The sequence below is a fragment of the Ruegeria sp. BHSA123 genome, assembly GCF_059613425.1.
This window is the reverse complement of record NZ_JBXWSL010000076.1, coordinates 1-11,220: the sequence shown is the minus strand read 5'-3', so window position 1 is coordinate 11,220 and position 11,220 is coordinate 1. Positions and strand designations below refer to the sequence as shown.

The following is an 11,220-nucleotide window of genomic DNA, read 5'->3' as shown; positions in this document are numbered from 1 at the left end:
ATGTTCTCGGACGCAATCAGCTCGATCTCGTCGCGCTGACGACCCAGCTCAGACCGGATCGAGCCAAAAAGCTCAGGATCGCGGTCCGACAAGGACTGGGTGAAAAATCCGTTTGTTCGATGCGGGGCGTTCACAGTTTTGATCTCCTGAAAATGGTTAGCCGGTCCAGCCAAGACCAGCGGAAATGGCGTTCATGGATTGCAGCAGGGGCACGGGAACTGACCCTGCCTGCGGTTCGTTGCGGGCGTGTTGCAGCAGTTCGACCTGAAGAGCATGAATGCGGGCCAATTCGGCCTGTTTGCGGTCAAACCTCTCGCAAAGGCGGGGAAAGCGATGGCCGATGACCTGACCACCTGTCAGAAACCGGATCGCTTTGCAGGCACTATCGTATTCCGCCTTGATTACCTGCGATACACGTTGGCGGATCTCGATATCAGAGACCAATTCGCCATACTGCGCTGCGATTTCCATATCCGTCTGATAGAGCGATTTTTCCATCTCATCGACGGCGAGGCGGAACAGGCGGGAGTGTCGAAACATGTCGTGCAACACGTCATCACCGCGCGCGCCGCGAAACTTGCGAAAACTGGCCATGGCGGTGCCGAACCCGTACCAACCAGTGATCAGGTGGCGGTTCTGCGACCACGCAAAGACCCATGGAATGGCCCGCAGGTCGTCCAGACTGGCCGCGCCGAACCGACGGGTCGGACGGGACCCCATTTTCAGGCGGGCAAGTTCTTGGACAGGGCTCGCCTGCTGGAAATAGTCCAGAAAACCCGGCATCTGCAAAAGCGAGACATACGCTGTCTGTGACAACTCTGACAAAGCATCCAATGCGTCATCGAATTCAGGCCGTGAAGGCGCCTCGTCAGGGGTCGCCGTATGGCGCATCGTGCTTGACAGCAACAACTCCAGATGCGCCGCAGCCGTGCCCCGGTTGGCATATTTGGCCGAAACAACTTCGCCCTGTTCGGTCACGCGCAACCGCCCGGCAACTGTTCCGCTGGGTTGCGCGGCGATGGCGCGCCCGGTCGGTGCACCGCCCCGGCTGACCGAGCCACCGCGACCATGGAAAAACGTGGCCTTGAAACCTTGCGAGGCCAGCGCCGAGACGATCCGGCGTTGGGCGCGCTCCAACTCCCATGTTGAGCAGAAATAGCCCCCGTCCTTGCCGCTGTCCGAATATCCCAGCATCACCTCGATTACTCTACCGTCGGTTTTGAGGCTGCGACGGGCAAGCGGAACAGCCAAAACGTCGAGCAGGATCGATGGGGCATTTCGCAAATCGGCAATTGTCTCGAACAATGGGACTACCGAAAGATCCAGAGTTTCGGACCCAAACCCGGCATAGCGGGCCAATAGGTAGATGCCGAGAATATCGTCGGCCGAACGGGTCATGGACAGGATGAAGGGCCCTATTGCTTTGGGGTCCGGTCCCGATCGCACACCATAGACCAGAGCCAGAAGGGCAAGCAATTCCCGCGCCTGATCGCTTAACGCGTCGCGGTTTTGATAGGGCAGGTTCTGATCGGCCAGTTCGGTTCGCAAGCGGGCAGACCATTCGACCGTGTCGTAAACCGGCACCTGTCCGTTATGCGACCAGATTTCGGCCAGAACGTCGGTTGTGACGGTCGAATTCTGGCGAATGTCCAGCGTTGTGGTCCGGAACCCGAAAACCGAAGCGGCCCGGCGCAACGGACGGATGTGCTGCCGCGCCAGAATATCCGCGTTGACCGCACATAAAGCGGTATCAAGTGTGTCGAGATCGCCCACGAATTGCGAGATGTGATCATATCCGCTGTTTGTCAGCCGATAGCGAATGGCATTGAGTGCTTGCCGGAACGGTTCGTTCCGATTGCGGCCATCGACCGGAGCCCGGTCGACTATCGCTTGTACTTGCGTCCTGACAGGTTCAGGTAAAGGCAATATCAGCGCGCTGATGCTCAACCTTTTTGCGGCACGCTCAAGAGCTTGACGATAAAGGTCCAGAACTGTTTCGCGTCCGCGTTTCAGCGCCAATGCGGTTATCTCGGTCGTGACATTCGGGTTGCCATCCCGGTCGCCACCGATCCAGCTGTGAAAGCGGATATCAGGAGTTTCACTCGGCGTACGTCCCAGCACTTGCAGGCAGGCCTGATCGAATCGGCCCATAACCTGCGGGACAGCATCAAAGATTGCATCGCGGAAGAACTGAAACCCCCATTCGATCTCGTCGTGCAGGCTTGGGCGCGACAGGCGAAGTTCGCCTGTCAGCCACAAGAGATCAATCTCTCCCTCCAGACCATTCAGCAATTCGGCGTGTTCGGTCGGCGTCCAGCGTTGTGTTTCAAGACTGACGAGGTTGCGGTAGATACGCCGGTGAATTTCCAGAACCGTAACCCGCTTGGCTTCGGTCGGGTGCGCGGTCAGAGTGGGACCGGTACACAGGTCAGCGGTCAGCTTTTCAACCTGGCTATAGGTCAGGGACAAGTCTGTCAGGGCTTCGGCAAAACCGCCTTCTACCGCTTCTGCGCCGTTTTGGGTTTCGGTCAGTCGACGGTCCCGAACTTCGGCGTTTTCATCGATGATGCACAAGAGTTGGAACCAGATCGAAAGGGCCTGCAAATACGGCGTTGCCTCGGGTCCCGTGGGAATGGGTTGCAGCGGCGTGACCTCGGCCCATGCCGCAACATGTGGCGCCCGTTTCAGCAATATGTTCCGCCACAACGCCCGCAATTCCGAGCGCAACCCTTCGGCATAGCTCGAAGGGTTGGGGGTGGGCTGAATATTCGGGGCCAGCGCTTGCATCAGATCACGCGGTCCCGGGGTTCTCGGCCTTCAAAGAAATCACTCAGGTTATCGAGAACCCGAAACCCCATCGCCTCGCGCGCTTCGCGGGTGGCGCTGCCCAGATGTGGCAGCATCACGAGGTTGTCGCATTGCAGCAGGTCCGGGCTGATACGGGGTTCACCATCGAACACGTCCAGCGCGGCCCCGCCGATCATCTCGAACATCAGGGCCTGGATCAGCGCCCATTCGTCGATCACCTCACCGCGCGCGGTGTTGATCAGAAAGGCGTCGGGCTTCATCAGGCCCAGCCTGCGCGCGTTGATCAGATGCCGATTGTCAGCCCCGCCGGGACAATGCAGCGAGACGAAGTCGCATTGCGGCAGCAAGTCGTCAATCGAGGCCACCTGCGTTGCATTGCACCTGGCCAGCACATCCGGCGCTATCTGACTGCGGTTGTAGACGAGGATGTCCATGCCAAAGCCATGATGCGCACGGCGGGCCATCTCTTGCCCGATGCGGCCATAGCCGATAATGCCCAGCGTTTTGCCGCTGACCTTGGTTCCAACCAGATGCGTGGGCCGCCATCCGGTCCAGGTGCCGGACCGCAGCTCGCGTTCACCTTCGCCAGCGCGCCGCGCCACCATCAGCAGCAGGGTCATGGCGATATCGGCGGTGCATTCGGACAGAACATCGGGCGTGTTGGTCACGGTCATGCCCAGCTCACGCGCCGAAGGTTCGCAGATGTGGCTGTATCCGACACCGTAATTGGCCAGTATTTTGGTCTGCGCACCAGGGACGTCCATTGCTTCGGCGCTCAGTGTGTCCGTTACAGTTGGCAGCACCGCGTCATATGTTTTCAAGGCTTGCCGAATTTCGGCCGGGGACATGGGTTTGTCCCCGGTGTTCAGAACAGCGTTGTAATTCTCGGCCAGCTGCGCCTCGACGGCGGCAGGCCAGCGACGGGTCACAAGAACCGAGGGTTTGACCATCACGCGGCCTCCATCACACGGGCAATTGTTTCACCGATCACAGCGGGGTTTTCGGCAACGGTCACCCCGGCGGCGGACAGGATCTCGACCTTCTCGCTGGCGCTTTCGCCAAAGGCCGAGATGATCGCACCCGCGTGGCCCATCGTGCGGCCTTTCGGGGCGGTCAGACCCGCGACATAGGCAATCACCGGTTTGGTGATGTGGTCGCGGATGTATTCCGCTGCTTCAGCTTCCTGCGGGCCACCGATCTCGCCGATCATGGCGATGACATGGGTGTCCTCGTCCTCTTCGAAGCGCTTAAGGATGTCCTTGAAGGATGACCCGTTGATCGGGTCGCCACCAATCCCGACACTGGTCGAGACACCGATGCCGCGTTCTTTCAGTTGCGCCGCAGCCTCATAGCCCAGCGTGCCCGAGCGGCCGATGATGCCGACATGGCCGGGCAGATAGATGTGGCCCGGCATGATGCCCAGCAGCGCCTTGCCTGGGGAAATCGTACCGGCACAGTTCGGCCCGGTCAGCACCATGCGCTTATCTTTCGGATAGCGGTACATGTACCGCTTCACCCGGATCATGTCCTGCGCCGGAATCCCGTCGGTGATGCAGACACAATAGCGGATACCGGCATCTGCGGCTTCCATGATTGAATCAGCCGCAAATGGCGGGGGCACGAAAACAAGGCTGGCATCCGCGCCGGTCGCCTCGACAGCCTGTTTAACGGTGTCAAAGACCGGAACACCCTCGACGGTTTCCCCACCTTTGCCGGGTACGACGCCGCCCACGACATTGGTGCCATAGTTCAACATGTCCTTGGTATGAAACCGAGCCATGCGGCCGGTAATGCCCTGCACGATGACGCGCGAGTCACGGTCGAGAAGAATGCTCATTTCACAGCCCTCATCTTGGTGCCTTGAGTAAGGTCGTTTTTCCATGCGCCAACAGCGCGTTCTGCCGCCTCCATCAGCGTTGAGGCGCGAATGATCGGCAGGCCGGATTTGGCCAGAATCTTCTGGCCCTCTTCGACATTTGTCCCAGCCAGCCGCACGACGACGGGCAGGTCGAGGTCAAGTTCCCGCAGGGCCTGAACGACGCCTTCGGCCACCCAGTCGCAGCGGTTGATACCGGCGAAGATGTTGACCAGAATGGCCTGAACATTGTCGTCCGACAGGACCAGACGAAATGCCTTGGCCACACGTTCGGGCGAAGCCCCGCCCCCGATGTCGAGGAAGTTTGCAGGCTCGCCACCGGCCAGCTTGATCGTGTCCATCGTGGCCATCGCCAGACCGGCACCGTTGACGATGCAGCCGATATTTCCGTCCAGCCCGACATAAGACAGTCCGCGGTCGGCCGCGCGGCTTTCGCGCGGGTCTTCCTGGCTTTTGTCACGCAGTTCAGAGATTTGTGGATGGCGGAACAGGGCGTTGTCGTCAAAGCTCATCTTGGCATCAAGCGCCAGTACCCGGTCGTCACCCGTGATGACCAACGGATTGATCTCGACCATTGTCGCGTCAAGCTCGCTAAAAGCGGCATAGCAGCCCTGTAGCGTACGCACCATTTGCTGGATCAGCCTGGGCTCAAGCCCTAGGTTGAATGCGATCTCGCGCGCCTGAAATTCCTGAAGCCCAACCGCCGGTTCCACGATGGAGCGGACGATACTTTCCGGGCGGTCAGCCGAGATATCCTCGATCTCCATCCCGCCCTCGGACGAGGCCACGATCATCACCCTTTGGCTTGACCGATCGAGGACTAAACCCAAATAAATCTCGCGGTCAATCGGCACCGCGGCTTCGACATAGACGCGATAGATGCCTTTGCCTTCGGGGCCGGTCTGATGCGTGACCAGCTTGCGACCAAACAGATCATCGCAGGCCTGATAGATTTCGTTCTCGGTGTTGCACAGCTTGACCCCTCCGGCCTTGCCGCGACCGCCTGCATGGACCTGCGCCTTGACGATCCATTTGTCACCGCCCAGCTCACGCGCCCGATAGGCCGCTTGCTCCGGACTGTAGGCCAGTGCGCCGGATGGTATGGCGACACCGAAATTCGAAAGAATTTCCTTTGCCTGATATTCGTGAATATCCATCTGATCCGCTCCTGTTTATGCAGCGATTGAGGTGCCGTAACGGCTTTCCAGCAGGTCTTCGATTGCGTCTTGATTGACCGTTCCGCCCAGTTCTCGGATGGCTTCGGCGAACAGACGCACAATCCGGCTGACGGCCTCGCGGTTCAATTGGTTGAGGATGCCGATGCGCACCTGCACGGGTTCGCTGAGGGTCGGCCAGATGCCAAACCCGCGCGCACGGCAGTTCTGGACCAGCTCCATCTCGCGGCCAGCCAGTTCCGGGGGCAGGTTCAGCACAATCAGGCTGGGCATGTCGGAGGTGACCTCGCAGCCCATTTCGGTAACAGCGTCGCGCAGAACCTTCTCGTGCGTCTTGTACGACGCGGACCGATTGGCCAGACTTTCCTGAAGGGTCAGGCGCAGGGATTCATGGAAGGCCGCAACGGCGTAGCCCGAATGGGTGCGGTGATAGGTGCCCTTTTCAACATCCTGCCCATCAACAATGCCCCAATGGCGGGCCTCAAAGATGGGATTGTGCACATAGGTATAGGCACCGGTGGTTCTGAGTGATGCGATATAGGCGTCGGTAAAGCTGACAGGGGCATAGGTCAGCGGCAGGCAGCATAGACCTTTCTGCGGGCAGGACGCCCATCCGGCGATGCCCGGAAAATCGTCTATCGAGAAGTCATCGACGCCCAGAGACGACACCGCATCGATCAGACCCATCGCGCCATGACGTTCGCACGCGTCGGAAAATCCGCGCAGGTCATTGATGCGGCCAGATCCGGTTTCCCAATGCGCCATGAAAGCCCATTTCGGTTTGTGCTGCGCGAGAGTCGCCTCGACCAGATCACCGGTGACCGGCTGGCCGTGCGGAACCTCGATCACGGTGACGCTGGCGGCCTGAGGCGACATCGGGTTGGCTGCATGTTCTTCGGGCGTCGCCGCTTTGAACCGCAGGGTCAGCGCGTCGATCCCCGAGAATGTGCCGTTGGCAAAAGCTACGACCTTGTCGCCAGGCATGACAGCCGAAAACATGGTGTCCAGGGCGCTCCAACCGGTGCCGGCAACAGCAAAGGTATAGGCGTTTTGGGTGCCCCAGATTTTCCGCAGCATGTGCTTGCATTCGACCATCCCCCTAAGGACGTCCCCCTGCATGTGATCGGCAACGCCTGCATTGGCAAAGGCCTTGAGGACGCGGGCATCCGTGTTACCCGGCCCCGGCCCCGCAGCGAGGGTTTGGGGGATTTCGAGCGGAGGGAAAATCTGAAAAGTCATGGTCTGGCATCCTCGGCTGTTGGCCGGGCATTGCGGCCCGTCGTGTCAAGTTACCGAGCAGGAAACGCGAGCTTGCCTTATGACGCAACGTAACTTACTACTGCTTTTGGATGGCCAATAGGATGGGGCAATACCTACCCGTTTTGGTAAAAATACGAAGGTATACAAAGAATCTACCTATTCTTATGGGTAGGTTTTTCCGAATTCGGGGCAAAATCATATGGTTGAGACACCGAGCAAACCCATCGACATCATGCTGGCGGACGGCAACCCGCTGGTTCTGTCGGCCATGTCCGAGATATTCGAGCGGGACCCCCGATTCTCGCTGATGGCCACGTCAGCAACGGCCGAAGGGTTTCTGGGAACGGTGATGCGGGTTCCCGTTCAGGTCGGTGTCGTCGACTGGACGCTTCCGGTTTTAGGCGCTGCCAAACTGATCGAAGTTCTGCGCGATCAGCCCAACGCCCCGCGCTTTGTCGTTTATGGCGACACTGGCGGCGATGTCCCGCGATTGGCGATGCAGGCGGGTGCGGCTGGATTTGCCGCCCGCACGGGCGAGGTTGAGGGCCTGCTGGAAACCTGCGCCAAAGTCGCGGCGGGTAAGATGGTGTTCCCGTTCGTAGATATCCGGAAAATGCAACAGGACCCGATCCAGAGCCTATCCCGTAAAGAACGCGCAATTCTGGAGGCGCTGGCGCAGGGAATGTCGAACCGGGATTTGTCAAAGGAACTTCAGATTTCGACCAACACGGTCAAGTTCCACCTGTCCAACATCTACGAAAAGCTGAGTGTCAAAAACCGCACGCAGGCCATTGCGTATTTCTATTCGTCTCAGCAGTCGCGAAACTAGACCAAAGGCGATCTGGCTGCCGGTGTTTCCCGACAGGTTTTTCCTCTGGCCCTGACCAATTCTGGATACCGTCAGCGGCAAGAGACACTACGCTTGTCCTGAGCGCTTTGCCGCGCGTTGCAGCGGGTACAACCCTGCGTTGCTTCCGCGAATCCCCCAACCATGTTACCTTGGGTCACCTTTAATGATTTGACTTATTTTTCTGACATCTCGTTTTTTCAGCTCTTTCTCGAGAGGTGACGTTCATGTCCGACTCCAACAGTGAGCCCCCGCGCATAACACTGTCCTTACCTAATCTTCGGCCAAGCCCATCGATATCAGCGGAAATTTCCGGCACTGTCGCGGCTGGTGCGCACAGCGTTGAGGATCAGAAGCGGGTTGAGGCGGAAAAGCTCAAAGCATTGCGCCGTGGCGTCGGAATTGAGCTGTCCTCAGAAGTGATCAACGATCTGGTCGACCGGCGCGTCCAGTCGACTGGTGCGGTTTTTCGTCAGCTTGCAACCATTCGCGAAGATCTGGCCGGAGGCTTTCTGGGGGCGGTCGTTCCCACCCTCGCCCCGAAATTGCGGGGGGAACTGATCAACCCTGACGGGACCCCTGCCGAACGCGTGATCGTCGAGGTCCTGCGCCCCACCTTTACCGCCAATGAAGGGATCGACAACGCAGATTTTTCGTGGGCTGTCAAAGCCGCCGTCACGGACGCGCGTGGTCTTTTTTCGGTTGATCTGCCTAATCTCCGCCTGCCGCAGACCGGCCTGCGGTTACGGATCAGGGGTCAGAACACCACCCTGACAGAAGCCGTGCCACGCGTTGACGCGCTGGACGGCGAAATGGGTCTTGTGGTGCTGGATCGCACTGTCCTGCCTTTGCAGCGTTCGATCGTCGGTGAGCTGGCCGATATCTTGCCGGTGGATCCCGAGGATGCCGAAGAAAACATATCAGATTTCACCGGTACACAGGCCCCTATCGTGCTGGGCGAGGGCGATTGCGCGTCGGAGTACCGAACCGAAGGCGGCACGGTTTCACGGCGGCGCTATTCGGTTCTGTACCGGCTGATTGATCCCCTCGTCGGGCCCAAGAATATCGTTCGAACGCGCCCCATAGGTGGGGGCCGCTTTGTGACGACTATCCCGGGCACAGCCTTTGCTCAGGCCAATCTGTCAGCCGAAGCGCTTCTGGCGGCGTTTAACAATGACGGGGGTGATTGGGATTTTCGAGACCGGATTCCGATTGACGAACCCATTGATATCGAAGACTTCTTTGAAGATCTTGAGGAACGGCCGCAGGATGTGCCCAAAGCGTCGAGCCTTGCGCTTGGCTATATTGCCAAGATGCGGTCGACTGCTGTTCACGCTGGCATGTCTTTGGGTCGGTTGGTCTATTCCCTGCCGCTTGCCCCCGGAGAAGAGCAGCGGATTGTCGTGTCGGAACAGCGCGAAACATTGAGCGTACGTGAACGAGAGAGCCTGACCTTTGAAGAGCAACAGGAATTCGAAGAAGCCCGCGACACGTCCTTTGACAGTGCGTTTGAAACTGCGCTGGATGAGGTGATTCAGGGTACATCCTCGTTTTCGACGCGCGCTTTTTCAAAGAGCTTCGGGGGCGCAGGTGGCGTTGGTGGCGGCCTGTTCGGAGGCATCGGGGCCATAGTCGGCGGCGTGGGCTTCAGCGGCGCACGGTCCAGTTCGAATTCTTCCGGCAATTCGTCCAACACGCAGAACACATCGCGCGATTTTCTGTCCGACACGCATGAGACATTCTCTGCCGCGCTTGAACGGGCGGCTTCGGTCAAGCGCAACTCGGCACGGACCAGTGTGCGCACTGCAACTGCGACGGATCGGCGAACGGCCACAACGAAATTCGTGGCCAACCGCAATCATTGCCACGCAATGACCATGCAATGGTTCGAAGTCCTGCGCGACTTTTCCTTGGAAACGCGTATCGAGGGCGTGCAGTTGGTGGTCTTTGTGCCGATGCAACTCATCCGCTTCCGCCGTCTGGGGCAAGGTGACCAGTTGCCGGGCAATGTCACCCGGTCCGGATTGCTGAGCCGGTACAAGGTCATCCTGCGCCATGCAGAAGTGTTCCGGCGCGTGTTCCGAAACCGCCGCAGATTCCGCAGCGCCCTGAAGCTTCTGGAAGAGTTTTATGCGGACAAGGACGCAACACCGCAGAACGCGCCCGGTGTCGCACAGGACATCGTCAGTTTCGAGGCGCAGGGCACGTTCATGCCCAATGATGACATTTCAGCCGTAATCTTCACGCAGGATGGCGACCGGGTCGGACCTGTGCCGCTGACCGGATCGCCGATAGACATCGACAACCTGCATGACCTGCCAGCGGAAACCCGCGAGAACCTGCTTGTCCGGCTGGCTGATGCGCGGCGTGACCCGACCAAGCGCCGGACCTATACCGGGTCTGTGGCTTTGCCCCGTTCGGTCGAGCGGTCGGATATCGCCCGTGTCGAGCTGCGCAGGCGGACGGGCTCGTTTGCCTATTCGTTCTACACTGGTCCGGATCCCATCAACATTTTCAACATCTGGGAACATCTGGCCAATCTGGAAGATGCTGACGATCTGGACCGGGCCACCCGCAATATCAACCGCAGCCTTCGCACTACCATCTCGGGCTCGGACTTTGACGATCTGGTGGGTCCGCCCATGGTCAGTGAGTTCGAGGCGCGTATGAATGAAAACGCCCAGACCGTTGTTGATGACAATACGTTCCAGGCGCTGCCTGCCACCCTGCCCTTTTCCGTGCAGGAGGTGCCGGACGTTCTTTCACGCCGGGATCTGCGCCGCATCGAAGAGATGTACCAGCATGTTGTGGCCAACACCGTTCGCTATTCCCGCGTGATCTGGGCCAGCATGACGGACGAAGAACGTGCGATCCTGCTGGAACGCTTCACCATCGGGGTACCGGAAGGCGGGCTGGACGATGCCTCAAGCGAGATATCGCTGCTCAGCACCGTCCAGAACAAGGTGTTGGGGTTCTATGGCAATGCCATGATCATGCCCTTCTCGATCCCGCCCGATCTGGCCGACCGGATGGAGATGCGGACCGGTGATATTCAGGACAGTCTGCTGGCCTTCCACCGCGAGGATTTCCGGCCACCGCGCCGCACGATTTCACTGCCGACCAGGGGATTGCTGGGCGAGGCCGTTCTGGGCCGCTGCAATTCCTGCGAGATGATCGACCACCGCCGCTTCTGGAACTGGCAGGACAGCCCGACACCGCCGCCGGTTGGCGACGCGCCGGTCCTGCCTGCTGAC

7 protein-coding genes and 1 pseudogene are annotated in these 11,220 nt (G+C 59.3%); 2 read left to right on the top strand and 6 right to left on the bottom strand.

The window, feature by feature from the left end; genetic code table 11:
• The 6 genes and pseudogenes from glyA to AC2FNC_RS18405 form a co-directional block, all read right to left on the bottom strand.
• Window positions 1-134, bottom strand: a pseudogene (gene glyA / locus AC2FNC_RS18430) (serine hydroxymethyltransferase); the annotation flags it as partial.
• A gap of 22 nt (window positions 135-156) precedes the next feature.
• Window positions 157-2,787 carry a phosphoenolpyruvate carboxylase gene (locus tag AC2FNC_RS18425; RefSeq protein WP_496716199.1) on the bottom strand — a complete coding sequence of 877 codons (2,631 nt, stop codon included), beginning with the start codon at window positions 2,785-2,787 and terminating at the stop codon, window positions 157-159.
• Entirely contained in the window at window positions 2,787-3,758 is a 972-nt protein-coding gene (locus AC2FNC_RS18420; protein ID WP_496716197.1) for a 2-hydroxyacid dehydrogenase, read from the bottom strand. Before AC2FNC_RS18420 ends, AC2FNC_RS18425 begins: the two co-directional genes overlap by 1 nt.
• Window positions 3,758-4,645 (bottom strand): succinate--CoA ligase subunit alpha, encoded by an 888-nt coding sequence (gene sucD / locus AC2FNC_RS18415; protein ID WP_480607526.1) that lies wholly within the window; start codon window positions 4,643-4,645, stop codon window positions 3,758-3,760. Before sucD ends, AC2FNC_RS18420 begins: the two co-directional genes overlap by 1 nt.
• Entirely contained in the window at window positions 4,642-5,841 is a 1,200-nt protein-coding gene (locus AC2FNC_RS18410; RefSeq protein WP_480521298.1) for a malate--CoA ligase subunit beta, read from the bottom strand. The genes sucD and AC2FNC_RS18410 overlap by 4 nt, the downstream gene beginning before the upstream one ends.
• Window positions 5,842-5,856: 15 nt before the next feature.
• A complete protein-coding gene (locus tag AC2FNC_RS18405; RefSeq protein WP_496716195.1) occupies window positions 5,857-7,098 on the bottom strand; it encodes a pyridoxal-phosphate-dependent aminotransferase family protein in 1,242 nt (413 codons plus the stop codon).
• Window positions 7,099-7,318: 220 nt separating this feature from the next.
• Here AC2FNC_RS18405 and AC2FNC_RS18400 point away from each other — a divergent pair, with 220 nt between their 5' ends.
• Together AC2FNC_RS18400 and AC2FNC_RS18395 are read left to right on the top strand one after the other, a co-directional pair.
• A complete protein-coding gene (locus AC2FNC_RS18400) occupies window positions 7,319-7,948 on the top strand; it encodes a response regulator transcription factor (RefSeq protein ID WP_480496195.1) in 630 nt (209 codons plus the stop codon).
• 245 nt (window positions 7,949-8,193) lie between these two features.
• On the top strand, window positions 8,194-11,220 hold a 3,027-nt coding region (locus tag AC2FNC_RS18395; protein WP_496716194.1), incomplete at its 3' end, for a hypothetical protein.

What these genes read in the sequence shown, in the direction of transcription:
- AC2FNC_RS18420 (WP_496716197.1), bottom strand. Translation starts at nt 3,758, where the DNA reads ATGGTCAAACCCTCGGTTCTTGTGACCCGTCGCTGGCCTGCCGCCGTC.
- AC2FNC_RS18400 (WP_480496195.1), top strand. Translation starts at nt 7,319, where the DNA reads ATGGTTGAGACACCGAGCAAACCCATCGACATCATGCTGGCGGACGGC.
- AC2FNC_RS18410 (WP_480521298.1), bottom strand. Translation starts at nt 5,841, where the DNA reads ATGGATATTCACGAATATCAGGCAAAGGAAATTCTTTCGAATTTCGGT.
- AC2FNC_RS18405 (WP_496716195.1), bottom strand. Translation starts at nt 7,098, where the DNA reads ATGACTTTTCAGATTTTCCCTCCGCTCGAAATCCCCCAAACCCTCGCT.
- sucD (WP_480607526.1), bottom strand. Translation starts at nt 4,645, where the DNA reads ATGAGCATTCTTCTCGACCGTGACTCGCGCGTCATCGTGCAGGGCATT.
- AC2FNC_RS18425 (WP_496716199.1), bottom strand. Translation starts at nt 2,787, where the DNA reads ATGCAAGCGCTGGCCCCGAATATTCAGCCCACCCCCAACCCTTCGAGC.